A 23722-nucleotide genomic window follows, 5' to 3' on the forward strand; every position below is an offset into this window, starting at 1 on the left:
CCAGGCACCGCCGCGCGCGGCGCGGTCAGAGGTTGCCGCGCTTCTCCTGCTCGCGCTCGATGGCCTCGAAGAGCGCCTTGAAGTTGCCCTTGCCGAAGCCCATGGAGCCGTGCCGCTCGATCATCTCGAAGAAGACGGTCGGGCGGTCCTGGACCGGCTTGGTGAAGATCTGGAGCAGATAGCCGTCCTCGTCGCGGTCCACGAGGATCTTCAGCTCGCGCAGCGTCTCCACGGGGACGCGGGTCTCGCCGGCCCACTCCCCCAGCGTGTCGTAGTACGAGTCCGGGGTGTCCAGGAACTGGACGCCGGCCGCCCGCATGGCCCGCACCGAGGCGACGATGTCGTTGGTGGCGAGCGCGATGTGCTGCACGCCCGGGCCGCCGTAGAACTCCAGGTACTCGTCGATCTGCGACTTCTTCTTGGCGATGGCCGGCTCGTTGAGCGGGAACTTCACCTTCCGGGTGCCGTCCGCGACGACCTTCGACATGAGCGCGGAGTACTCGGTGGCGATGTCGTCGCCCACGAACTCCTTCATGTTGGTGAAGCCCATGACGTTGTTGTAGAAGTCGACCCACTCGTTCATCCGGCCGAGTTCGACGTTGCCCACGCAGTGGTCGATGGCCTGGAAGCGGCGGGCCACCGGCTCCACGATCGGCTCGGCGGCGACGTAGCCGGGGAGGTACGGGCCGTCGTAGCCGGAGCGGTCGACGAGGGTGTGGCGGGTCTTGCCGTAGGTGGCGATGGCGGCCAGCACGACGGTGCCGTGCTCGTCCTTGACCTCGTACGGCTCCTGGAGGCCGGTGGCGCCGTGCGCCGTGGCGTAGGCGTACGCGGCGCGGGCGTCCGGCACCTCGATGGCGAGGTCCACGACGCCGTCGCCGTGCTCGGCGACGTGGTCGGCGAGGAACTTGCCGTGCTCGGTGGCGGCCTTGATGACGGAGGTGAACACGAATCGGGCGCCGCCCGATTCGAGGACGTAGCTGGCCGTCTCGCGGCTGCCGTTCTCGGGTCCCGAGTAGGCGACGCGCGTCATGCCGAAGGCCGTGGAGTAGTAGTGGGCGGCCTGCTTCGCGTTGCCGACGGCGAAGACGACCGCGTCCATCCCCTTGACCGGGAAGGGGTCCGCCTGCCGTGCGGTGCTGGGGGTGTGCAGGGTCTCAGTCATGGCCGCAGGCTCTCTCCGAACCACAAGATGCGCAATAGTTTGCGTTTTCACTGGGCAATCTGTCCAGTGATAGGGCAGTATCTCCGAGCGTTCTGTACATGATGACCATCGACCCGTCGAACCGTCCTCCAGGAGGCCCGGTGATCGATCATTTGGACGGCAGATTGCTGGAGCTACTGGCTCTGGAGCCGCGGATAGGAATTCTGGAGGCGTCCCGTCGGCTGGGCGTGGCGCGCGGCACGGCACAGGCCCGTTTGGACCGTTTGCAGAGCAATGGGGTCATTCGTGGATTCGGCCCCGACGTGGACCCGGCGGCGATCGGATATCCGGTCACGGCGTTCGCGACGCTGGAGATCAAACAGGGCCAAGGGGCCAGCGTCCGCAGTCATTTGGCGGGCGTACCCGAGGTGCTCGAACTGCATACGACGACGGGCCACGGCGATATGCTGTGCCGCCTTGTAGCCCGTTCCAACGCCGACCTCCAACGTGTGATCGACCGGGTTGTGGGTTTTGATGGCATCGTGCGGGCGTCCACAGCGATCGTGATGGAGAATCCGGTGCCACTGAGGATCATTCCGCTGGTGAAACAGGCGTCGGAGGACTGAGACCACAGCGTCGAGGGAGCGGCCCAGTGAATTTCTGGGAATACATCGGCAACCGGTACGCGCAATTGCTCACCGACACCTATCAGCACGCCAGCGCCGTCTTTCAGTGCATGGTCGTGGCGACCCTCATCGGGGTGCTGATCGGCGTCGCCACCTACCGCAGCGAGTGGGCCGGGAACCTCGCCATCACCTCGACGGCCACGGTTCTCACGGTCCCCTCCCTCGCCATGATCGGCCTGCTCATCCCGGTCACCGGGCTCGGCGTCGCGCCGACCGTCACCGCCCTGATCCTCTACGGGCTGCTGCCCATCGTCCGCAACGCGATCGTCGGGCTGCGCGGCGTCGACCCCACCCTGGTGGACGCCGCGAAGGGCATCGGCATGTCCCGCCTCTCCCGGCTGCTGCGCGTGGAGCTGCCGCTGGCCTGGCCGCCCATCCTCACCGGAATCCGCGTCTCCACCCAGATGCTGATGGGCATCGCCGCCATCGGCGCGTACTCCTCCGGCCCCGGCCTGGGCAACGAGATCTTCCGCGGCATCTCCTCCCTGGGCAGCGCCAACGCCCTCAACCAGGTGCTCGCCGGAACGCTCGGAATCGTGATTCTCGCGCTCGTCTTCGACGCCGTGTACGTCCTCATCGGACGGCTGACCATCTCCAGGGGGATCCGTGCCTGAAGCCTCGACGCCCAGCGGCGCCGCGCCGGCGCACACCACGCCGCCGAGCACCACCACGACCACCGGCGCCACCATCGCGCTGGAGGACCTCACCAAGCGGTACTCCGGCACCCCCGCCCCGGCGGTGGAGAACGTCAACATGGACATCAAGGCCGGTGAGCTGGTGGTCTTCGTGGGCCCGTCCGGCTGCGGCAAGACCACCACCATGAAGATGATCAACCGGCTGATCGAGCCCACCTCCGGCCGGATACGGATCGACGACGAGGACGTCACCGGCATCGACCCGGTCCGGCTGCGCCGCAAGGTCGGTTACGCCATCCAGTCCTCCGGCCTCTTCCCGCACATGACCGTCGCCCAGAACATCGCGCTCGTACCGAAGCTCATCGGCTGGTCGAAGGCGAAGGTCAAGAGCCGCATCGAGGAGATGCTGGACCTCGTCGGACTCGACGCCGGGGAGTTCCAGGGCCGCTACCCGCGCCAGCTCTCCGGCGGCCAGCAGCAGCGCGTCGGCGTCGCCCGCGCGCTCGCCGCCGACCCGCCCGTACTCCTGATGGACGAACCCTTCGGCGCGGTCGACCCGATCACCCGCGACCACCTCCAGGACGAGCTGATCCGGCTCCAGCACGAGCTGCACAAGACCATCGTCTTCGTCACCCACGACTTCGACGAGGCCATCAAGCTCGGCGACCGCATCGCGGTGCTCCGCGAACGCTCGCACATAGCCCAGTTCGACACCCCCGAGGCCATCCTCACCAACCCCGCCGACGACTTCGTCTCCGGCTTCGTCGGCGCGGGCGCGGCGCTCAAACGGCTCAACCTCACCCGCGTACGGGACGTGGAGATCGTCGACTTCCCCACCGCCACCATCGACGACCCGCTCCAGTACCTCTTCGACATGCTGCGCCACGGCTCCACCAACGAGGTGCTGCTCCTCGACCGCTACCGGCGCCCGTACAAATGGCTGCGCCGCGGCGACCTGATGCGGGCCAAGGGGTCCCTCGCCCGCGCCGGGACGCTTGTGCACGACACCGTCACCCGCGACGCCACGCTCCGCGACGCACTGGAGGCCGTCCTCACCGACAACGCCGGGCGGGTCGCGGTCACCGGGCGGCGCGGCGAGTACACCGGCGTCGTCGACATGGAGACGCTGATGAACTCCGTGCAGCAGTTGCTGGAGGAGGACCGCCTCGAAGCCGTCGAGCACCAGCACGCGCTGCTGGAGCAGCGGGCGCACCAGACCAGACGGGAACAGGAGGGCGCGACCGCCGTCCGGCCCGAGGACCTCTCGTGAGCCGCCGGGACCGCAGGCGGCCGCGGGACGAGCGGGCCCCGGGCGAGCACGAGGTCAAGGGCCTCGCCTTCCGCGACGAGGTGGACGTCGACGAGCCGGCCGCCGGCCTCGCCCGGCCCCCCGCGCCCAAGCCGCCGCGCCGCCTGACCTGGCAGCGGCTCACCTACATGCCGGCCGTACTGGCGCTGATCCTGCTCGCCCTGTGGCTCTGGTTCCGCGGCGCGGACCTCGACTCCATCGCCCGCAACTCCATCGCGGGCGGCAACGTCTGGCTGCGGCTGCGCCAGCACATCTACCTCACGGTCGTCTCCACCTTCTTCGTGCTGATCATCGCGATCCCGCTGGGCATCCTGCTCACCCGCCGCCGGCTGCGCGGCGCCGCGCCGTTCGCCATGGCCATCGCCAACATCGGCCAGGCGACGCCCGCGATCGGCCTGCTGGCGCTGCTCGTCATCTGGATGGGCATCGGCCGCCGGGCCGCGCTCTTCGGCATCGTCATCTACGCCGTGCTGCCCGTGCTCTCCAACACGATCACGGGCCTGCGGGCCATCGACCCGACGCTGGTGGAGGCGGCGCGCGGCATCGGCATGTCGGCGGCCGGGGTGCTGCGCAGAGTCGAGCTGCCGCTGGCCGTGCCGCTGATCCTCGCGGGCGTCCGCACCGCGCTCGTGCTCAACGTCGGCACCGCGACGCTCGCCGCCTTCGGGGGCGGTGGCGGCCTCGGCGACCTGATCACCACGGGCATCACCAATCAGCGGATGCCGATCCTGGTGCTCGGCTCCGTGCTGACGATCGTGCTCGCCCTGCTCGTGGACTGGCTGGCATCGCTGGCCGAACTGCTGCTGCGGCCGCGCGGCCTGGAGGGGAGCGACTGATGATACGTACGCCGGGCCGTGTCCGGTTGGCGGCCGCCGCCGCGACGGGCGCGCTGCTGGCCCCGTTCGCCCTCGGCGGCTGCGGGCTGACCAGCGGAAGCCCCATGGCCGACGACGTCCGGCCGGGCTCCATAGGGCAGGGCAGGCCGCTCAAGGGCGCCGACCTGACCGTCACCTCCAAGGAGTTCACCGAACAGATCATCCTGGGCCAGATCATGGGCCTCGCCTTCAAGGCCGCCGGCGCGACCGTCCTGGACCGCACCGACATCCAGGGCTCCATCGGCGCCCGCGAGGCCGTCAAGTCCGGTGACGCGGACGCGATGTACGAGTACACCGGCACCTCCTGGATCACCTACCTCGGCAACGACAAGCCGATCCCCGACCCTCAGGAGCAGTGGCAGGCGGTGTACGAGGCCGACCTGAAGAACGGCATCACCTGGCTGCCGCCGGCCACCCTCAACAACACCTACGCGCTCGCGCTGAACCAGGCGAACGCCAAGAAGTACGGCACCAAGACGCTCTCCGACGTCGCCGCCCTCGCGAAGAAGAACAGGTCGGCGGTGACCCTCTGCGTGGAGAGCGAGTTCGCGGCCCGCAACGACGGGCTGCCGGGCATGCAGAAGAAGTACGGGATGCGGCTCCCCGCCTCCAACATCCAGAAGATGGACGGCGGCATCGTCTACACCCAGGTCTCCAAGGGCGGCTCGTGCACCTACGGCGAGGTCTTCACCACGGACGGCCGGATCAAGGCCATGAACCTCGAAGTGATGCGCGACGACCAGCACTTCTTCCCCAACTACAACGCCGCCCCCGAGATCAACAGCAAGGCCATCAAGAAGTGGCCGGCCATCCGCGAAGTCCTCGGCCCCATCACCAAGAAGCTCACGAACGACGTGGCCCGCACGCTCAACGGCAAGGTGGACGTGGAGGGGCAGGACCCGCACGAGGTCGCCAAGGACTGGCTGATCGAGGAGGGCTTCATCAAGGGCGGCTGAGCCCTCTGGCTCTCATTTGGGGGGAGGTGGGGTCAGCAGGTGGGCACGGACTGCCCGGCCGCCAGCGCCCGGAGGGAGGAGACCGAGTCCTTGAGGGTGGTGACGGGGATGAGCTGAAGGCCCTCGGGGCGTACGGCCTCGGCCTCCTTGCACTCCCCCTTCGGGACGAGGAAGACCGTGGCCCCGTCCCGCTTGGCGGCCTGCGTCTTGAGCTGCACGCCGCCGACCGGCCCCACGGTCCCGTCGGGCTCGATGGTGCCGGTGCCCGCGATCGTACGGCCGCCCGTCAGCTCGCCGCCGCGGCCATCCCCGTCGATCTTGTCGATGATCCCGAGCGTGAACAGCAGCCCCGCGCTGGGCCCGCCGATACGGGCAAGGTCCAGGGTGACCTTCACGTCCTTCGACGACCGGTGCAGGTAGCGCAGGGCGGCCTCGGTGGCGGCGTCCTGCGACTTCCGCATGTCGGCGAAGTTGTGCTTCTCGACCTCGGCGGTCGTGTTCCCGACCGGGTACACGGAGTCCCGCGGCATCACCGCCCGGTCCGTACGGAACCAACTGTCGATCACGTCGCCGAGCCGCACATCGGCGTCGGGCCCGGTCGCCACGATCGTCGTCGCCCGGAGCTGCCCGGTCGTCTTGCGGGTATCGGCCCCCTCGACCGTGATCACCTGCTCCCCGCGCCGGGACCCGAGCACATCGGCCGTCGACCCCGGCTGCGCCAACGAGAACGGCAGCGGCGCGAAGGCGGCCACGGCGAGCAGGGCGACGACGAGCACGGAGCAGACCGTGAGAACACGAACACGAGAGGACACGCCCGCCACCCTAATTCACCCACGCACCGGGGCCCTCCGGGGCGTACGGGCGGGGGGGGGGACGTACAGGCAGGGGGAACGTACGGGCGGAAGCGCGGAGGGGGTGGCGGCGGCGCGTACGGGCGGAGCCCAGCCCGTACGTCGGCTCACCGCCGGCGCGAGCGAACCGTCACCGCAGCGCCTCCGCCACCTCCTTGGCGGCGTCCATGACGCGGTGGCCGACGCGGTCGGGGACGGAGTCGGCGAGCATCACGACGCCCACGCTGCCCTCTATCCCCGTCACGCCCAGGAGCGGGGCGGCGGCGCCGCTCGCGCCGGCCTCCAGTTCGCCGTGGGTGAGGGCGTAGCCCGGATTGCCGGCCTCGCCGCGGCGGGCGGCGAGGATCGCGCGCCCGGCGGCCCCGCGGTCGAGCGGGTGGCGGAAGCCGGCGCGGTAGGCGACGTGGTAGTCGGTCCAGGTCGGTTCGACGACGGCGACGGCCAGCGCCTCCGTCCCGTCGACGAGGGTGAGGTGGGCGGTGGCCCCGATGTCCTCGGCCAGGGAGCGCAGCGCGGGCAGCGCCGCCTCCCGCACCAGGGGGTGCACCTGGCGGCCGAGCCGCAGCACGCCCAGCCCGACGCGGGCCCGGCCGCCGATGTCCCGGCGTACGAGCGCGTGCTGTTCGAGTGTCGCCAGCAGGCGGTAGACCACGGTCCGGTTGACCCCGAGCTTGGTGGACAGCTCGGTGACGGTGAGCCCGTGGTCGGTGTCGGCGAGCAGTTTGAGGACGCGCAATCCTCGGTCGAGCGTCTGCGAGGTCTCCGCGGTCACGACGCCCCTCCTCACGTGAGTGGCGGCTCCCGTCGCGGTGGGGGCGGCCGCCGGCCCGTCCGGCAGCGCGCGCGAGAGGCCGCCGGCCGCTTGGCGCACGGCACCGGCTGCGCTCCGCGGCGGCGCTGCCACGGGGCGTGTGCGTGTTCCGGCACCGTAGCGAGCCGGTCCGCTGAGCGGAAGGGCTTGCCCACAATCCGGGCAGTGAGCGGGCGATATGCGAAATCCGTCCGGTGGCCGGACAGGAGATCGGCGGCGGAACGGAACGCTCCGGCGGGGGCGAGGAACCCGCCCTACGAGCCGCTACGAACGGACAGCGCTACGGGGCCCCTACGGCCCCGCGAGCGGAGGCTCCGCTCGCGGGGCCGTAGGGCCATGGCGTCCCCGCCCAGCGCGAGCGCCCCGTCAGCGCATCCGCGTGGCCCACTCCCGTACCTTCTTGATCCGCTCGTTCAACTGCCCGGCCGTGGCCTCCGCGCTCGGCGGGCCTCCGCACACCCGGCGCAGCTCGGTGTGGATGACGCCGTGCGGTTTGCCGCTCTGGTGGGCGTACGCGCCGACCAGCGAATTGAGCTGCTTGCGCAGTTCCAGCAGTTGCTTGTGCGTGACGATCGGCCGCCGCTCGGCCGGCAGCTCGACGAGGTCGGCCTCGGCGGCCGGCTTCTGCCGGCTGTGCGCGATCTGCCGGGTCTGCCGCTTCTGGAGCAGCATCTGCACCTGGTCGGGTTCGAGGAGCCCGGGGATGCCGAGGTAGTCCTGTTCCTCCTCGCTGCCGGGGTGCGCCTGCATGCCGAACTCGGCGCCGTCGTAGAGCACCCGGTCGAAGACCGCGTCGGACTCCAGCGCCTCGAAGGAGAGCTGGTCGTCCTCGCCGGTGTCCTCGTCCTGCTGCTTCTCGGCCTCCGCGAGGAGTTTGTCCTCCTCCGCGTACGGGTCCTCCTCGCCGCCCTTCTTCGGCTTGTCGAGGACGTGGTCGCGCTCGACCTCCATCTCGTTGGCGAAGGTGAGGAGGGTCGGGATGGTCGGCACGAAGACGGAGGCGGTCTCGCCGCGCCGCCGCGACCGTACGAAGCGGCCGACGGCCTGGGCGAAGAAGAGGGGCGTGGAGATGGTGGTGGCGTAGACGCCGACGGCGAGGCGCGGGACGTCCACGCCCTCGGACACCATGCGGACGGCGACCATCCAGCGGTCGTCGGACTTGGAGAAGTCGTCGATGCGCTGCGAGGCGCCGCTGTCGTCGGAGAGCACGAGCGTGGCGCCCTGCCCGGTGATCTCGCGGATCAGCTTGGCGTACGCGCGGGCCGACTCCTGGTCGGAGGCGATGACGAGGGCGCCCGCGTCGGGGATGGCCTTGCGGACCTCGCTGAGCCGCTGGTCGGCGGCGCGCAGCACGTTCGGCATCCAGTCGCCGCGCGGGTCGAGGGCGGTGCGCCAGGCCTGCGAGACGGCGTCCTTGGTCATGGGTTCGCCGAGCCGGGCGGCGATCTCGTCGCCGGCCTTGGTGCGCCAGCGCATCTGGCCGCTGTAGGAGAGGAAGATGACGGGCCGCACGACGCCGTCGGCGAGGGCGTTGCCGTAGCCGTAGGTGTAGTCGGCGGAGGAGCGGCGGATGCCGTCGTCGCCCTCCTCGTACGCGACGAAGGGGATGGGGTTGGTGTCCGAGCGGAACGGCGTGCCGGTCAGCGCGAGCCGCCGGGTCGCCGGGTCGAACGCCTCCGAGCACGCCTCGCCCCAGGACTTCGAGTCGCCGGCGTGGTGGATCTCGTCGAGGATGACGAGGGTCTTGCGCTGCTCGCAGCGGTTGCGGTGGAGCATCGGCCGGACGCCGACGCCGGCGTAGGTCACGGCGACGCCGTGGTACTCGCGGCCGAGCGGTCCGGCGCTGTACTCCGGGTCCAGCTTGATGCCTATCCGGGCCGCGGCCTCCGACCACTGCTTCTTCAGGTGCTCGGTGGGGGCGACCACGGTCACCTGCTGCACGACGTGGTGGTGGAGCAGCCAGGAGGCGAGGGTCAGCGCGAAGGTCGTCTTCCCGGCGCCGGGCGTGGCGACGGCGAGGAAGTCGCGCGGCTGCTCCTGGATGTACTTGGCCATCGCGCCCTCCTGCCAGGCGCGCAGTTTGTTCGCGGTACCCCATGGGGCCCGGCCGGGAAAGGCGGGCGAGAGGTGGTGATTGGCGGCGGTGGTAGTCACGGTCTCCGTCGGGCTGGCTCGGCGATCGGCAACCGCGTCAGCCTACCCGCGCCCCCCACCCCACCCCGCCCCCACAACCCGCCCTCCCCTCCGTGTGCGACCCACCTCACACCACAGCGCTTGCCGCGCTTGGAGACCGGCCTGGGGGAGTGTGCGCCATACCTCGCACCGGGGTGCATACCCGCCCTTCGGGGCTGGACGTGCGCCAGGACGCCTGCCGCGCTTGGGGGCGCGGCTGGGCGGGGCAGGCGCACGGCCCCGCGCCGGGGTACGTACCGCCCTCAGCCGCGCCAGGGCACGTACCGCCTTCGCGGCCGGGCCCGCGCCGCGCTTGGGGGCGGGGCTGGGCGGGATGGGCATCCGCCCTCGCGCCGGGGCACGTACCCCCCCTTCGGGGGGCGGGCCCGCGCCAGGGTACGTACCGCCCTCGGCCGCACCGGGGCACGTACGCCCTCGGCGCCGGGCCCGCGCCAGAACGCCTGCCGCGCTTGGGGGCGGGGCTGGGCGGGGCAGGCGCACGGCCCCGCGCCGGGGTACGTACCGCCCTCGGCCGCGCCAGGGTACGTACAGCCCCCAGCCGCACCGGGGTACATACGCCCTCGGCGCCGGGCCCGCGTCAGGACGCCTGCCGCGCTTGGGGGCGGGGCTGGGTAGGCGCCGGGGTACGTACCGCATTGCGCACCGGGCCTGTGCCGGGGCACGTGCGTGCCGCACCCGCGCCGGCCGCCAGCCTTCGCGTCGCGGCAGGCATCAGCCCCCGCGCCGGGGCCCACGCCCGACCGCACACCACGGCGGTCCGGCCTTTCACCAGCCCCCCACCCGGACCCCGGCGGCCGGCTTGGGGCCCGACGCGGGCCGGCCTCATACCAACCCCGGCGGCCCACGCCGAGTCCGGCAGTGCCCGCGCGTTCATGCCCTGGGCGGCGGCCCGCACCGGTCAACGCGTCCGGTCCGGTGCGGGGCCGGGTTGCCGAAGGCCCCTTGCCGCCCCGGCGACCTGCGCCAAGCCGCGCAGCGCCCGCCGGCTAACGCCGCACGGCGCGCCGCCAGGCGCCCCGGCGCCGCACGCGGCAGGGGGCGCCCCCTCAGCCCTCCCCCACCAGCCCCCGCAGCCCCGCCGCTATCTCGGGGATGGCGCGGGTGTGGCCGGAGGCGATGGATATGACGAGGTCGTAGGCGGCGTCGTGGGGGACGGCGGCGGTGTCGATGCCGTTGCGGGCGAGGAAGACGGCGGCGGAGAGCCAGGCGGTGCGCTTGTTGCCGTCGACGAGCGGGTGGTTGGCGGCGATGGCGTGGAGGAGGACGGCCGCCTGCTCGTACACGTCCTCGTACGCGGCGACGCCGAGCATCCGCGCCCGCGGCCGGTGCGCGGCGGAGGCCCAGCAATCCGGGCTCCCGGAACTGGAGCCCCTGCTCCCCGCAGGCGATCCGGGCGATGTCCGTGACCTCGCGCAGCGTCAGGTGGCGGGTCACTGGCCGAGCCTCCGCAGCAGCTCGGCGTGGTGCGTGGCGAGGCGCACGGCCTCGGCGCGGGTCAGCGACTCCTCCAAGTCGACGAGCCGGCGCACGCTCTCCCTCGCCAGCTCGCCGGGGGCGGCCCCGCGCGCGTCGGCGAGGTCGCGCAGGGCCTCCCACTCGTCGGCCGGGAGGTCGATGGTCAGTCGCTGCTGATGAGTCGGCATTTGCTGCATTACGCGACGCTATCGGCCAAGTCGCCGCTGGTCACACGGTTTTCGGCGCGCCGCCGGCCGCCGCGAGCAGCGGCCGAAGGCACAGGCGCAGGCGGCCGGCGGCCAACGGCTCAGGTCCCCGCCGCCCCCGCCGCCCCCGCGGCGACCGTCGCCGCCGGGCCGCCATCCCTCGGCTTCAGCCGCGTCGCGATGTACGAGCCCAGCACCGCGACCCCCGCCATCGTGAGGAAGACGGCGGTGAAGGCGGCCGGCGGGGCGGCCGAGGAGCCGGCGTGGGCGTCCGCGGTGGCGGAGCCGCCGCCGAAGGCGACGAAGAGGATGCCCGCGACGCCGACCAGCGTGATGTTGCCGAGCGCGTCGGAGACCTGGAGGGACGCCGAGTTGGAGCCCTCCTCCCCGGGCCGGGAGAGTTTGAGGAGCAGCACGCTGCCGCTGGAGATCGTCATCCCCATCCCGTACCCGCCGATGAACCACGACACGGCGACGACCCACGCCGGCACCCCGGCCATCAGCACCGTCGAGACGAGCACGACGGCCACGGCCATCAGCAGCATGCCGAGGCTCATCAGCCGCTCCCGGTACGGCTCCAGGCGCGGCCTGCTCTGCGTGTACGAGCCGAGCGCCCAGCTCAGTCCGCCGCCGGTGAGCGAGAGCCCGGCCAGCGTCGGGGACATGCCGCGCTCGGTCACGAGCATCAGCGGTACGAAGCTCTCCGCGCCGACGAACGCGCCGGCCGCGACCCCGCGCAGCAGCACCACGGACGGCAGCCCGCGGGCGGCCCGGAACGTGCCCTTCGGCAGCAGCCGCAGGATGCCCGGCACCAGCAGGGCGAGCCCGGCGGCGGCCGGCAGCAGGGAGAGCCACGTGAGGTCGCGGCCCGCGTACTGAAGGAGCCCGGCGCCCACGGCGACCGCGAGCGCGAGCAGGATGCGGCGGCGGTTCATGGCCGCCGTGTACTCGCCGGGCGGCAGCTTGCGCAGCGCGGGGAGCATGACGGCCAGCGGCAGCAGGATCAGCACCGGGATGGAGAGGAACACCCAGCGCCAACTGAGCTGTTCGGTGACGGTGCCGGCGATCAGCGGACCGACGATCACCGGCAGGACCCACGCGGCCGAGAACGAGGCCAGGATCGACGGCCGTAGCCGCTCCGGATAGGCCCGCCCGACCACCACGTACAGCGCGACGATGACCAGCCCGCCGCCGAGCCCCTGGACGCCGCGCCCCGCCACGAACATCCACATCTGCTGCGCCGAACCCGCGACGACCAGCCCCGCGCCGAACGTCGCGATCCCCGTGAACAGCGGTACGAGCGGCCCGGTGCGGTCGCACCACTCGCCGGAGAGCGCCATGGCGAAGAGGCTCGCGGTGAAGTAGGCGGAGAAGGCGAAGGCGTACAGCTCGATGCCGTCGAGCGCGCGGGCCGCGACCGGCATCGCCGTGTTGACCGCGCTCGCCTCGAAGGCAATGAGCGAGACGACGGAGATGATGCCGAGGGTGAGGGCGCGGTAGCGCCGCCCGAGCACGGTGTCGCCGCGGGATGCCGCGTCTTCCTCGTCCGCACGGGGGTCCGCGGTCCCGCCGCCGGATATTCGGCGGCGGGGCGGGTCGACGGCGGAGGAGGCGGCGGAAGTACCGGCGCCGGCACCGCGCTCGGCGGATTCGGAATCGGCGGACTCGAAATCGGCGGAGACGGGCTCGGCGGGCACGGGGAGGTCGGGGGTACGGGCGGTGCCGACAGGATCGGCGGCGCCCGTATCCCGAGGGTCGAGAGCGGTCATGCGCTCAGCGTAAGAGGCGTAGCTCGCCGTGGCCCCTGTCGCGAGGTGGTGATCACCTCGTCCGTCCGTCCTAGGCCGATCACGCCCTCGACCTCGCCTCATCTCGCCTCACGCCGTAAGGAGGCCGTCAGATCGTCGTCAGGAGCCATCAGGCCGTCGTCGGGCCGTCGTCAGGAGCCATCAGGCCGTCGTCAGGAGCATCAGGTTGTCGTCAGGCTGTCGTCAGGAGCACGCCGGCGTACGAGACGCCCGCGACGACCACCCACGAGCACAGCCCGAGCGCCGCGACCCGTCCCCCGGTCCGTACGAGCGTGGGCAGGTGGACCGCGCTGCCGAGGCCGAAGAGGGCGGCGGCGAGCAGGAGTTCCTGGGCCTCCTGGGCGGCGTCGAGGGCGCCGCCCGGCACCTGGCCGGTGCTGCGCAGCGCGACCATGGCGAGGAACCCGAGGACGAAGAGCGGCACGAGGGTGGGCCGCTTGCCCGCGACCTTGCCGCCCCCACTACCGCCCGTACCATCCGCTGGGGCCTCCGCGTCGGCCTCCGCCGCGGCGACGCGCGCGTCGTACTGCCTGCGGCGCCGTACGGCCAGGGCCACGGCGGCCACCAGCGGTGCGAGCAGCGCGACGCGCATCAGCTTCACCAGCACCGCCTCGCCGAGCGCCGCCGGCCCGGCGGTCTGCGCGGTCGCCACGACCTGCCCGACGTCGTGCACGCTGGCGCCGACCCACCGGCCGAACTGCGTGCCGTCCAGTCCCAGCGGGTGGTGCAGCAGCGGCAGTACGGCGATGGCGAGCGTGCCGCAGAGCGTGACGAGCGCGACGGAGGTGGCCACGTCCTCCTCGTCGCTGCCGGTCACCTCGCTGACGGCGCCGATCGCGGACGCGCCGCAGATCGAGTAGCCGGTGGCGATGAGCAGCGGCTGGTCGCCGCGGAGCCCGATGCGGCGGCCGAGCCACAGGGTGCCGAAGAACGTCGCGGTCACGACCGCGAGGACCATCACGACGGTGGCCCAGCCGATGCCGAGCACGTCGTGGAGGCTGAGTTTGAGGCCGAGCAGCACGATGCCGACGCGCATCAGCCGTTTGCCGGCGAAGGACAGGCCGGGCCGGGCGATGCCGCGCACCACGCCGCGCAGGCCGGGCAGGTGCGCGGAGCCGATGCCGAGGACGACGGCGGCGGTGAGCATGGGTACGGCGGGTACGAACCAGTGCACGTCCCAGGCGAGGCCGACGCCGAGCACGGCCATGGCGAGACCGGGGATCTTGCTCTTGACGGACTTCCAGCGCGGGGGTCTGCTCTTCTCGGCCTTCTTCTGCGGGGCGGCGGCGACGGCGGCGTGGTGCGTCTCCAGCGCCATTACCGGTCGGCCGGGAGGTCGTACACGCGGCGGACGCTGCTGCCCAGGCGCGCGATGTCGGCGCCGTAGATGTGCAGGGAGATGGCCTTGTCGCCGCAGGCGTTCCAGACCCGGTGGATGTCGCCGGGGGGCGCGAAGCCGCAGACGTCGCCCTGTTCGTTGACGACGTCCTCGGTGGCGACGAGCCGCGGCGGCGCGCCGGCGGCGGAGGGCACGAGCCGGTAGCGGCGCTCGCTCTCGCGTCCCTCGTGGACGCCGGTGACGCACCAGGAGACGTGGTCGTGGATGGAGGTGCGCTGGCCGGGGAGCCAGACGAGGGCGACGATGGAGAAGCTGCCGTCGCGTTCGGCGTGCAGGATGTGCTGGCGGTACTGGTCGGGGTCGCCCGCGCGCTGCTCCTCGGTGAGCAGGTCGGCGGCGCCGAGGTGGGGGCCGAGCGCCTCACCGACCAGGTGCGCCGTCAGGTCGGGCGGCAGTCCGCGCTCCACGGCCTGCCGGACCTCGTCGACGAGGTGGGCGAGACGGGTGGTCGTCGCAGTGGGCCGGGCTGCGGTCGGAGTGCTCATACAGGTAGCGTCGAGCCATCCGATCCATCACGTCCAACGACAGTTTATTGGCCGGAATCAAACTCAGGCTTATGGGTTACGCGCGTGAGTACGACCCCGAGCACCCGCCTGTACGCCTGAGTACGCCTGAGCCGGCTAACACCCCACCCGCCGCCCGGCGACGGCCTTCAACTCGTCGAGGACGAGCGCGGTGGCGGGGATGCGGAGATGGTCGCGGAGCACGTACGCGGAGACCTGGCGGCGCGAGGCGGGGTCGAGCGCGCGGCCGGTGACCTTGTCGTGGCGGAGGAAGGAGAGGACGAGGGCGGGCACCATGGCGACGCCGAGGCCCTCCGCGACCAGGGACTGGACGACGAGGTTGTCGTCGGTGGTGAAGACGATGTCGGGGGCGAAGCCCTGCTCGGCGCACTCGTGGAGGAAGTTGGCGCGGCAGCGCAGGCACCCGGCGATCCAGCGTTCCTCGGCGAGGTCGGCGAGCTTGACGGCGCGGCGGCGGGCGAGCGGGTGGCCGGCCGGCAGCAGCACGGTGAGCTGGTCCTCCAGGAGCGGGATCTCGGCCAGCTCCTCGGGGACGGATTCGTGCAGGCCGGGGTAGGTGAAGGCGAGGGTGATGTCGCACTCGCCGCGGATCAGCCGCTGAAGGGACTCGGGCGGTTCGCCTTCGAGGAGTTCGGCCCGTACGCCGGGGTGGTCGGCGGAGAGCCGGGCCATGGTCTCGGGGATGAGGGTGGCGTTGGCGCTGGGGAAGGCGCAGACGCGGACCCGGCCGGCGCGCAGCCGGGTTATGGCGCTCATCTGCTGCTGGGCGGCGGAGAGGGTGTCGAGGATGGCGTCGGCGTGCCGGGCGAGGGCCTCGCCGGCCTCGGTGAGGCGCATGCGGCGGCCGACGCGGGTGAAGAGGGGGGTGCCGACGGACCGCTCCAGGGCCTTCATCTGCTGGGTGACCGCGGGCTGGGTGTAGCCGAGGGAACGGGCGGCCGCCGAGTAGGAGCCGGCCTGGACCACCTCGTGGAACGTCTTGATGTGCCGCGAGTCGAACACGCCTGAATCATAAGCAGAAGTTGGAGCGGAGGGAGAAAACCGGTGCCGGGCCGTACGGAAGCACTCCCGGCCCATCGGCGTCACCCACATCAACTACACCGTGGAGTGGTTCGCCCGGGACGGGGCAAGGTGGAGCGTATGCCGCACTACACCTCGTACGACGCCGCTGAACTGCACTATCGGGTCGTGGGCCCGCGCGACGGGGCGGCGACGCCGCCGTTGGTCTGCCTGGCGGGCGGGCCGGGGCGGGACGCGGCGTACCTGGGCGATCTGGGCGGCCTGGACCGGCACCGCCCGCTGATCATCCCGGACAGCCGGGGCACGGGCGCCTCCCCGGCGCCGGCGGACCCGGCGGGCTACGCGTTCCCGTCCCTGGCCGAGGACCTGGAGGCGCTCCGCCGCCACCTGGGCCTGGAGCGGTTCGCGCTGCTGGCGCACTCGTCGGGCGCGGCGACGGCCCAGGCGTACGCGGCGGGCTACGGCGAGCACCTGACGCACCTGGTCATCGTCTGCCCCGGTTCGAGGCTCCAGGGCGAACTGCCGGACGACGCGGAGAAGATCTTCGAGTCGCGCGCCACGGAGGAGTGGTGGCCGGACGCGTACGTGGCCGCTCACGGCCTGGCCCAGGCGACGGACATAGACGAGGTACGCGACCTCCTCCGCCGCGCGGCGCCGCTCGCGTACGGCCGCTGGGACGCCCCGCAGCGCGCCCACGCGGCGGCCGAGGGCGCCCAGCTCGGCCCCGTCCCCCGCGCCGGCTTCTGGCAGGGCGTCGACGAACCCGCCCGCCGCGCCCTGCTGGAGCGCCTGCGCCACGTCGAATGCCCCGTCCTGGTCATCACCGGCGACCTCGACGCCGTAACGGGCATGCGCGCCGGCGAACTCGTGGCGGCCTCCTTCCCCAACGGCCGCTCCCAGCCCCTGCACGGCGTGGGCCACTACCCCTGGGTCGACGAACCCGACATGTTCCGCCCCGTGGTCGAGCAGTTCCTCGCCGCCCCATGAACGCCACATGTCAGTCCCATGGCACAACCCCCCGCCCCATTGAGCCCCCGCCACCCCCCGCCCTATCGTCAACACAGCACACCAACCCGGCCGTGTGCCCGAGTGGTTGAGGGACTCGCCTGCAAAGCGAGTTACGCCGGTTCGATTCCGGTCACGGCCTCCGACTGCCTGACCAGGCAGAACGAAAGGGGTGGCGCTCCGTCGGGGGCGCCACCCCTTCGATCATCTGTTTCATCTTCCGTCTCGCGTGGCATGCTCCGAACAATCTGGCCAGTCCCAAGGGGAGCCCGCCGAGCGAGGAGAGAAGAGGAAACCGATGAACTTACTGACCAAGCGCGCGCGATTCGCCGTGGCGGCCACCACGCCGCTCCTCCTGCTGGGCGCCGCGATCACCGCCACGGCCCCCGCGGCCCAGGCCGCCTCCGCAGGGATCAACGCGTGCACCCATCCCGGCTGGTCCAACAAGTCCCCCGGAAAAGGCAAGTCCAAATCCGGCAAGGCCTCGGTCCGCAGCGGCCCCAACAAAGGTTGCACATTGCTCTTCTCGGCCGGCCGCACCTACACGCTCTACTACCACTGCTGGGTGAAGAACTCAGCAGGCCACAAGTGGACCCACCTCCGAGTCGACAGCGAAGGAGTCAGTGGCTGGGTCTACAACAAAAACCTCGACGACGGCGGCTCCGTCCACCCGGACAACAAGTGCTGACCTGACCCAGCAGGGCCAATTACCGTCCTGTCCACGCAGCGCGATCCGGAGAACCGGCGCAGAAGCTGAGACCCCCCGCTCGCCCCTCCCGCACTCAGCTCCTGCGCCGCCGCGCCACAACAAGGCCGGCTGCCACAGCACCGACCACGACCACGCCACCGGCCGCGGCGAGCCAGACCGTGGAATTCCCGCCGCCGCTGCCGCTGCCACTGCTTGACGACGCATCAGCCACCGTCTGCGACGGGGCCTTGGCGTCGGCAGCGGGAGAACCCGACGGCTTCGACGCCTGCTCACCCGGCGCGAGCAACGGGTCGACATCCGCGGGGCCGGGGTCGCCGGGATTCGTCAGGGCAACGCGCGGGCGAACCACGCCGTAGCCGATGGCATCGTTGCGCTTGGTCCCGTCCTTGGGACCGCCGGCGGTGTTGATGAGAACCCGGGTGACCTGATTGGCAGTCCAATCCGGGTGCTTGGCCCACACGAGAGCGGCAGAGGCCGAGGCGAGGGCCGCCGAAGCGCTCGTACCATGCCCCGTACAAATTTCGCTGCCGCCGTCGCAGGCCTGCACAATGTCGTCGCCTGGGGCTACCAGGTCGACTTGAGGGCCGCGCTCGGACTCGGCCGTAACCCTGAGATTCTTGTCGACAGCACCGACTCCGACCACCCCCGGTGTCGCCGCCGGGTACATCACAGCGTTGCCCTTGTGCCCGCTGTTTCCTACGCCAGCGACGATCAACTTTCCTCTGGTCTGCGCGTACTTCACTGCGTCGGTGAGCTCAGGAACGTCGTACGACGTGGCGAGGGAAATATTGATCACCTTCGCGTCCGAATCAGCCGCATAGCGAATCGCTGAAGCTATCGACTTGGAGATCTGAACATTTGGCTTGGTCTCGTTACTCGCCATGTCGACGTTCGCGAGTCGGATAGGGAGGATGTTGGCCCCCGGAGCAAGACCAAGCGCTCCCTTCCCTTTCCCTGTCGCGGCGATGACGGCGGCGATACTGGTGCCATGTCCGTCGTAGTCGTCTCGTTCATCACCTGGCATGCCGGAGAGGTCCTTGCCCCTCACCACCTGCCCCTTCAAGTCGGCCAGCGACGAGTCGACCCCACTGTCGATCACCGCCACCGTTACGCCCTGCCCGGTGCTGGCCTGCCACATCTCCTCGGCCTGCATGGCATCCAGATGCCATTCCTGAGAACGGACGGACTCCGCACTCGCGGGAGCCGCGGTGAGTACGAGAAGCATGACCCCGGCCCCGCCAGCAGCCCCCCTGACACGCCACGTGGCCCGAGTCCTGCCCCTGCTGCGCATACCCATTCCTCTTAAGTGAACTGATTGCTGATCAGTCGATGACCGGGGGCGAGGTGCGGTTGTTCGCCGGTCGCCAGGTTTCCTCGTCCTCTACGAGGTAGTCGGGACGTTCGCCGGGCCGAGTGCCCGCGGGCTTGTTCTTACGAGAACGAGAGCCAGGGGGCGGCGCGACCGGGCCACGACCAGGCGGCACGCTTCCCGCCGCGTTACCGCGCACCAAGCCGCTACCGCCAGGCGTAAAGGTCTCGCCGGTGCCGGCTCCCGGGCGGCGCTGAGGGTTCCCGCCGACCACACCACCGGATTCAGAGGACACCCGCCTCCCGCTGGGGGCTCCTGACGGGCCGCCCGGGCTCGCGCCCGGCCCCAACCCGTGGCCCATGAGCGGCCGACCTTGCGCGGTGCCGCCACCCAGGCCGGGCTCGGCGCCGATAACCGTGCCGCGAGGGATGCGGCTCACCGGGCCGCCTCCGGGAGATGGCAACGGTCGTCCACCGACGATCCCGTCAGCGGGGGCGCGAGAACTACCCCCGCGCGGCACCTCGTTGAACCGGCTGCGGCCCGGCCCCTGAGGGCCACGCTCAGCAGGTGATGCCTTGCTGCCTCCCGTAGGCCTGAAGCTGCCCGGGGGAACAGGGGTGAATGGCGGTACGACCTGGCTCGGCTGCGCCATGGGCGACGTCGGAGGCCCAGTCACCGTGGGAGGAACGGGCGCTCCCCCGGACGGCAGAACCCGGTCGTGCGTCGCCGTCGGCATAGCGGTGAGCTCGGTGTTCGCGTGACTGGCCGACGGGCCTCCGTCCACGGAGTGGCTCCGCGAGTGACCGCCTTCCGCAGGCACTGAGGAGGACGCTCGACTCGACGATCCGAGCGTCCGGTGAGTGACGGCGCTGTCCCCACTACCCGTCCCACCCGAAGTCTCCAGGTGCCGTAGCCCCTCAACTGTGACCACAGGCGGCGGCATGATCCCCGCCGGCATAGGCGGGAACTCAGGCTGCTTCGCATCGCTGATGTACCGCGCCGAGGCCGTGTAGGACCCCGCCAGCTTCCGCATGAGCCGTGCCGCCTCGGCGTGTTCGTGGTCGAGGTGTGCCTGGGCCTTTTCGGCCTCCTGCTTCGTGGGCGGCTTGAGTTCGACCAGGTTGTCGGGCTTGGTGGCCGGGGTCGGGGCCCGGAACAGTTCCGGGCCGAGGTTGCCGCCGGACTTCTTGAAGGAGTCCAGGAGAGCCTTGGCTTCCGAGGGGTACGCCGGCATCGCGTTCTTCACCTCGCCGAGCGTGGTGGCCGCTTCCATCAGCCACTTGCCGGCCACTCCGCTGAACTCGGACAGTTCACGCGTCGCGCTGACCATCTTGCCGCCCCAGGTGCGGAAGGCGTTGCCGCCCTCGCCTTCCCAGGGGAGACGGTCCTCGTCCATGTACGTCTTCAGGTCATCGGCGACCTTCTGGATCTTGTCGGCGGCTTCGTGGAGCCTCCTGCCGACGTCCGATGCCTTGTGGGGGTCGACGCCCTTGATCAGCTCCAGAAGCTTCTCGTGCGGGATCGACTCGAAGTCCCGGGGCGCCATGAAGAACAGCGGTGCCTTCTGGGGTGCGCGGATCGGGACTTGGGCCGGCATCGGCACGGTCGAAGGCGGCATGATGTAGCCGCCCGGAAGGTCAGTCACGATTGCTCCTCTCCCCTGCTGCCGGGCCCGCTGCCGGAAGTCGTGTGCGTACAGCTCATATCGCGTGCGCCCATGTCGGCTCTCACCAGCCCGAGGCCTGCTCGTCCGACGGCTTGGTCTGCGATTGCGGATGGTAGAAGCGCTTGATGTCAGCCTGGACCGCCCACATGCGCTCCCGCTGTTCGAGGTCGATGTCGTCGTACGAGACGCTCGCGCTGTGCACCGCGGTCCCCATGGCCTCGATCTGCCCCGCGAGCAGCTTGGACAGCGTCTCCAACTGGCTGTGCACCGCGTAATAGGAGCCGTACAGGGTCATCGCCTCGCTGAAGTCGTACGACCCCAGTTCCGTCGCCACCAGCTTGTCGCGCGCTATGTGCTCCGGCGCGGCCGGGGAGGCGGAGAGGTCGGCCAGGATGTCGTCGACGCGGCGCTGGAACTCCCGCAGTTTGTTCCGCTTCGCGTTCAGCTTCGCGCCGTCGGGACCTGACGAACCTGATGAACCTGACGAACCAGATGAACCGCCCGAGTGACCATGGGAGCCCCCAGCGCCCGGAATGCTGTCACTCACTTCTGCCTCCCCCACTACACTCCGTTTTCAACCAACGTCAGCGCAGTGGCCGTTCACTCCGCTGGCGACACACACCACTATGGCATCCGGCACTGACAATCCTCCCAGCCGCCCGCCCCATCCTCATGAGTACGCGTACCTAGTACCGGCATCGATGTGCCCGGCATCGAGCGCGCGACAGAGCGAACGCTCCCCTACGCCGGCGCCCCCACCGCCGACTGGGGGCGGATGGGGAGGCGGTTGACCGGGCGGCCGGTGGCGGCGCGGACGGCGGCCGCTACGGCGGCGGGGGTGGTGACGACGGGGACGGCACTGATGGCCTTGGCGCCGAAGGGGGCCACGACGTCGCGTTCCTCGACCAGTTTGACGATGCGGACGGTGGGGGCGTCGAGGGAGGTGGGGAGGGTGTAGCCGGTGAAGTCGGGGCGGCGGACGAGGCCGCCGCTGGTGCGGAGGTTCTCGGTGAGGGCCGCGCCGATGCCCTGGGTGATGCCGGCCTCGATGCGGGCGGTCGCCTGGCGGGGGTTGAGGACGCGGCCGACGTCCTGGGCGACGGCCATTTCCACCACGCGTACGGAGCCGAGCTCTATGTCGACATCCACGACCGCGCGGATGGCGCAGAAGGCGAGGCCGACGAAGGCGTCGCCCTGACCGGTGTCGTCCAGCGGCTCGGTGGGGTGCGGGCGGCACTGGGCGGTGGCCCAGAGTTCCTTGCCGTCCAGGGCCTCGGCGACGGTGGTGCTCAGCACCCCGTCGTACGAGGTGATCTTGCCGTCGGCGATCGTCAGCAGCTCCGTGGACATGCCGAACTTGTGCGCCAGGGGCTGGAGCAACTGCGTACGGACCATGCGCGCCGCCCGTTCGACCGCGCCGCCCGACACCCATGTGTGCCGGCCGCGCGCCGCCGGGCCGGCGGAGGGCTGGTCCGTGTCGACGGGCGCGACATGGACCTCCTCCACCCCCAGGACCTCCTGGACGATCTGGCGGGCGAGCGTCGAGAAGCCCTGGCCCGTCTCGACGGCGGCGCAGATGACCGTGGCGACGTTGTTGTGGATCTTCACGGTAGCCGTGGAGACCTCGTCCGCGCCCTCCGCGCCGAGCATGTGCACCATGCCCACGCCGTAGCCGACGCCCCGCCGCACCGCCCCCGGCTCGCCCGCGCCCTCCGGGCCGCCGGGCAGCAGCCAGTCGCCCTCCGGGTCGTCCTTGGGCAGCGCGGGCAGCGGGAAGTCCCGTACGGCGCGCAGCAGTTCCGCCACCGGCGCCGGGCAGGTCACGGTCTGCCCGGTGGGCAGCAGGTCGCCGGTGGCCAGCGCGTTGCGCAGCCGCAGTTCGGCCGGGTCCAGGCCGAGCTTGGCGGCCAGCTTGTCCATCTGGCCCTCGTACGCCGCGCACACCTGCATCGCGCCCTCGCCGCGCACATGGCCGGAGGGCGGGTTGTTGGTGCGTACGGCCCAGCCCTCGACGAAGGCGTGCGGGACGACGTACGGGCCGCAGGCGAACGCCACCGCCGCGGCCAGGGAGTCGGCGGACGAGTCGGCGTACGCGCCGGAGTCCAGCAGGATCTGTGCCTCGACCTTCACCAACTTGCCTTCGGCGTCGGCGTGGTGACGGTACCTCAGCAACGTCGGATGCCGGTGCGCGTGCCCCAGGAACGACTCCTCGCGCGTCGCCGTCAGCTTCACCGGGTGGCCCGTACGCAGCGCCAGCAGCCCCAGCGGCAGTTGCATGCCGGGGTCTTCGCGCTCGCCCATCGCCCCCGGCACGCCCGTCACGACGACCTTCACCCGCTCCGGTTCGAGGCCGAAGCAGGCGGCGGCCAGGTCGCGGTCGGCGTGCGGGTCGGTGGACGCCGTGTAGATCTCCACGCCGCCGTCCGGGCGCGGCACCGCGAGGCCCGCCTCCGCGCCGATCGGCGCCGGGTCCTGCCGGCCGATGCGGTACAGCCCCTCGACGATCACCTCGCCCGCCGCCTCCGGGTCGCCGAAGCGCAGCGGAATGTGCCGGATCAGATTGCCGTCCGGGTGCAGCGGCTCGGCGGCGAAGGCCTTCTCGGGGTCGGTGACCGGCTCCAGCACCTCGTACTCGACGGCGATCGCCGCCGCCGCCAGCCGCGCCGTGTCGGGGTGGTCCGCGGCGACCGCCGCGATCGGCTCCCCGTGGTGGCGCACCAGGTCCGACGCGAACACCGGGCGGTCCGCCACCCGCCTGCCGTGCGCGGCGTCGCCCGGCACGTCGGCGTGGGTCACCACCGCCCGTACGCCCTGCATCGCCGCCGCGGCCGAGGTGTCGATCGAGACGATACGGGCGTGCGGGTGCGGGGAACGCAGCACCGCCGCCCACAGCAGGCCCTCCGCCCACAGGTCGGCGGCGTACGGGAAGACGCCGAGCGCCTTGGCGGGGGCGTCGGCCGGTGGCAGCGAGACGCCGATGCCGTGCGGCGCCGGCTCGGCCGGAGCGGGCCCGGGGGCGCCGGCCCCGCCGCCGTCGGCGGGGGGCACCGCTCCGGCTCCGGCGGCGTCCGCCATTCCTGCTGTCATGCCGCTGTCGCCTTTCCGCTCTCCATGCCGGTGCCCGCCCGCGCCGGCGCACCCGCTGCCGTGCCCATGCTCAT

At 71.5% G+C, this 23722-nt stretch carries 21 protein-coding genes and 1 tRNA gene; 8 read left to right on the plus strand and 14 right to left on the minus strand.

From position 1 onward, the window contains the following. Nucleotides 1-25: 25 nt before the first annotated feature. Nucleotides 26-1165 (minus strand): 4-hydroxyphenylpyruvate dioxygenase, encoded by a 1140-nt coding sequence (hppD, locus tag IF55_RS08415; protein WP_030875129.1) that lies wholly within the window; start codon nt 1163-1165, stop codon nt 26-28. A 101-nt stretch (nt 1166-1266) separates the two neighbouring features. Between hppD and IF55_RS08420 the strand changes: the two genes are divergently transcribed. Genes IF55_RS08420 through IF55_RS08440 form a run of 5 tightly spaced genes read left to right on the plus strand, consistent with a single transcriptional unit; the run spans nt 1267 to nt 5605 of the window. Further along, nucleotides 1267-1770 carry an Lrp/AsnC family transcriptional regulator gene (locus tag IF55_RS08420; RefSeq protein ID WP_048831772.1) on the plus strand — a complete coding sequence of 168 codons (504 nt, stop codon included), beginning with the start codon at nt 1267-1269 and terminating at the stop codon, nt 1768-1770. Between the two features lie 26 nt (nt 1771-1796). Beyond that, a complete protein-coding gene (locus IF55_RS08425) occupies nt 1797-2444 on the plus strand; it encodes an ABC transporter permease (protein WP_030875122.1) in 648 nt (215 codons plus the stop codon). After that, a complete protein-coding gene (locus IF55_RS08430; RefSeq protein WP_037962521.1) occupies nt 2437-3735 on the plus strand; it encodes a betaine/proline/choline family ABC transporter ATP-binding protein in 1299 nt (432 codons plus the stop codon). Before IF55_RS08425 ends, IF55_RS08430 begins: the two co-directional genes overlap by 8 nt. Continuing rightward, complete coding sequence (locus tag IF55_RS08435; protein WP_030875117.1) at nt 3732-4610, plus strand: ABC transporter permease; 879 nt, start codon at nt 3732-3734, stop codon at nt 4608-4610. The genes IF55_RS08430 and IF55_RS08435 overlap by 4 nt, the downstream gene beginning before the upstream one ends. Continuing rightward, on the plus strand, nt 4610-5605 hold the full coding sequence (locus tag IF55_RS08440) for a glycine betaine ABC transporter substrate-binding protein (RefSeq protein ID WP_030875114.1): 996 nt from the start codon (nt 4610-4612) through the stop codon (nt 5603-5605). The genes IF55_RS08435 and IF55_RS08440 overlap by 1 nt, the downstream gene beginning before the upstream one ends. 32 nt (nt 5606-5637) lie before the next feature. Here the strand turns inward: IF55_RS08440 and IF55_RS08445 are convergent, their stop codons facing one another. From IF55_RS08445 to IF55_RS08485, 9 genes are all read right to left on the minus strand, one after another. Continuing rightward, nucleotides 5638-6417 carry a S16 family serine protease gene (locus IF55_RS08445; RefSeq protein ID WP_245661096.1) on the minus strand — a complete coding sequence of 260 codons (780 nt, stop codon included), beginning with the start codon at nt 6415-6417 and terminating at the stop codon, nt 5638-5640. Nucleotides 6418-6586: 169 nt separating this feature from the next. After that, the gene (locus tag IF55_RS08450; RefSeq protein ID WP_030875108.1) at nt 6587-7228 is read right to left on the minus strand and encodes an IclR family transcriptional regulator; all 642 of its coding nucleotides are present in this window, start codon (nt 7226-7228) and stop codon (nt 6587-6589) included. Nucleotides 7229-7633: 405 nt separating this feature from the next. Further along, a complete protein-coding gene (locus IF55_RS08455) occupies nt 7634-9421 on the minus strand; it encodes a DEAD/DEAH box helicase (RefSeq protein WP_030875105.1) in 1788 nt (595 codons plus the stop codon). 1085 nt (nt 9422-10506) lie between these two features. Next, nucleotides 10507-10770 carry a type II toxin-antitoxin system death-on-curing family toxin gene (locus tag IF55_RS08460; RefSeq protein WP_398242583.1) on the minus strand — a complete coding sequence of 88 codons (264 nt, stop codon included), beginning with the start codon at nt 10768-10770 and terminating at the stop codon, nt 10507-10509. Nucleotides 10771-10890: 120 nt separating this feature from the next. After that, nucleotides 10891-11112, minus strand: a complete 222-nt coding sequence (locus IF55_RS08465) for a hypothetical protein (RefSeq protein WP_245661097.1) — start codon at nt 11110-11112, stop codon at nt 10891-10893. A gap of 110 nt (nt 11113-11222) precedes the next feature. After that, nucleotides 11223-12890 (minus strand): MFS transporter, encoded by a 1668-nt coding sequence (locus tag IF55_RS08470; protein WP_078643834.1) that lies wholly within the window; start codon nt 12888-12890, stop codon nt 11223-11225. A 211-nt stretch (nt 12891-13101) separates the two neighbouring features. Next, a complete protein-coding gene (locus IF55_RS08475; RefSeq protein WP_078643836.1) occupies nt 13102-14247 on the minus strand; it encodes a YeiH family protein in 1146 nt (381 codons plus the stop codon). After that, nucleotides 14247-14813 carry a cysteine dioxygenase family protein gene (locus tag IF55_RS08480; RefSeq protein ID WP_030875092.1) on the minus strand — a complete coding sequence of 189 codons (567 nt, stop codon included), beginning with the start codon at nt 14811-14813 and terminating at the stop codon, nt 14247-14249. The genes IF55_RS08475 and IF55_RS08480 overlap by 1 nt, the downstream gene beginning before the upstream one ends. A gap of 135 nt (nt 14814-14948) precedes the next feature. Further along, nucleotides 14949-15854: a LysR family transcriptional regulator gene (locus IF55_RS08485; RefSeq protein WP_030875090.1), complete on the minus strand. Its 906-nt coding sequence runs from the start codon at nt 15852-15854 to the stop codon at nt 14949-14951. Nucleotides 15855-15992: 138 nt separating this feature from the next. On the opposite strand from IF55_RS08485, the gene IF55_RS08490 reads away from it, so the two are divergent. The 3 genes from IF55_RS08490 to IF55_RS08500 all read left to right on the plus strand — a co-directional run bounded on the left by IF55_RS08490 (nt 15993) and on the right by IF55_RS08500 (nt 17565). Beyond that, on the plus strand, nt 15993-16859 hold the full coding sequence (locus IF55_RS08490; RefSeq protein ID WP_030875087.1) for an alpha/beta fold hydrolase: 867 nt from the start codon (nt 15993-15995) through the stop codon (nt 16857-16859). An 88-nt stretch (nt 16860-16947) separates the two neighbouring features. Then, nucleotides 16948-17019: transfer RNA gene (locus tag IF55_RS08495), tRNA-Cys, on the plus strand. Nucleotides 17020-17175: 156 nt separating this feature from the next. Further along, a complete protein-coding gene (locus IF55_RS08500) occupies nt 17176-17565 on the plus strand; it encodes a hypothetical protein (RefSeq protein WP_030875083.1) in 390 nt (129 codons plus the stop codon). A gap of 94 nt (nt 17566-17659) precedes the next feature. Here the strand turns inward: IF55_RS08500 and mycP are convergent, their stop codons facing one another. From mycP to IF55_RS08520, 4 genes are all read right to left on the minus strand, one after another. Next, the gene (gene mycP / locus IF55_RS08505) at nt 17660-18811 is read right to left on the minus strand and encodes a type VII secretion-associated serine protease mycosin (protein WP_245661098.1); all 1152 of its coding nucleotides are present in this window, start codon (nt 18809-18811) and stop codon (nt 17660-17662) included. A gap of 97 nt (nt 18812-18908) precedes the next feature. Next, on the minus strand, nt 18909-20540 hold the full coding sequence (locus IF55_RS39265; protein ID WP_157854249.1) for a hypothetical protein: 1632 nt from the start codon (nt 20538-20540) through the stop codon (nt 18909-18911). Between the two features lie 82 nt (nt 20541-20622). Further along, on the minus strand, nt 20623-21108 hold the full coding sequence (locus tag IF55_RS39980) for a hypothetical protein (protein ID WP_211269954.1): 486 nt from the start codon (nt 21106-21108) through the stop codon (nt 20623-20625). Nucleotides 21109-21302: 194 nt separating this feature from the next. Further along, the gene (locus tag IF55_RS08520; protein ID WP_398242577.1) at nt 21303-23648 is read right to left on the minus strand and encodes a xanthine dehydrogenase family protein molybdopterin-binding subunit; all 2346 of its coding nucleotides are present in this window, start codon (nt 23646-23648) and stop codon (nt 21303-21305) included. Between the last annotated feature and the right edge of the window lie 74 nt (nt 23649-23722).

The organism is Streptomyces varsoviensis (assembly GCF_000718635.1).
GTDB classification, from domain to species: Bacteria; Actinomycetota; Actinomycetes; order Streptomycetales; family Streptomycetaceae; genus Streptomyces; species Streptomyces varsoviensis.

What these genes read in the sequence shown, in the direction of transcription:
- hppD (WP_030875129.1), bottom strand. Translation starts at nt 1,165, where the DNA reads ATGACTGAGACCCTGCACACCCCCAGCACCGCACGGCAGGCGGACCCC.
- IF55_RS08420 (WP_048831772.1), top strand. Translation starts at nt 1,267, where the DNA reads ATGACCATCGACCCGTCGAACCGTCCTCCAGGAGGCCCGGTGATCGAT.
- IF55_RS08440 (WP_030875114.1), top strand. Translation starts at nt 4,610, where the DNA reads ATGATACGTACGCCGGGCCGTGTCCGGTTGGCGGCCGCCGCCGCGACG.
- IF55_RS08460 (WP_398242583.1), bottom strand. Translation starts at nt 10,770, where the DNA reads ATGCTCGGCGTCGCCGCGTACGAGGACGTGTACGAGCAGGCGGCCGTC.
- IF55_RS08465 (WP_245661097.1), bottom strand. Translation starts at nt 11,112, where the DNA reads ATGCAGCAAATGCCGACTCATCAGCAGCGACTGACCATCGACCTCCCG.
- IF55_RS08470 (WP_078643834.1), bottom strand. Translation starts at nt 12,890, where the DNA reads ATGACCGCTCTCGACCCTCGGGATACGGGCGCCGCCGATCCTGTCGGC.
- IF55_RS08475 (WP_078643836.1), bottom strand. Translation starts at nt 14,247, where the DNA reads ATGGCGCTGGAGACGCACCACGCCGCCGTCGCCGCCGCCCCGCAGAAG.
- IF55_RS08480 (WP_030875092.1), bottom strand. Translation starts at nt 14,813, where the DNA reads ATGAGCACTCCGACCGCAGCCCGGCCCACTGCGACGACCACCCGTCTC.
- IF55_RS08490 (WP_030875087.1), top strand. Translation starts at nt 15,993, where the DNA reads ATGCCGCACTACACCTCGTACGACGCCGCTGAACTGCACTATCGGGTC.
- IF55_RS08500 (WP_030875083.1), top strand. Translation starts at nt 17,176, where the DNA reads ATGAACTTACTGACCAAGCGCGCGCGATTCGCCGTGGCGGCCACCACG.
- mycP (WP_245661098.1), bottom strand. Translation starts at nt 18,811, where the DNA reads ATGCTTCTCGTACTCACCGCGGCTCCCGCGAGTGCGGAGTCCGTCCGT.
- IF55_RS08520 (WP_398242577.1), bottom strand. Translation starts at nt 23,648, where the DNA reads ATGACAGCAGGAATGGCGGACGCCGCCGGAGCCGGAGCGGTGCCCCCC.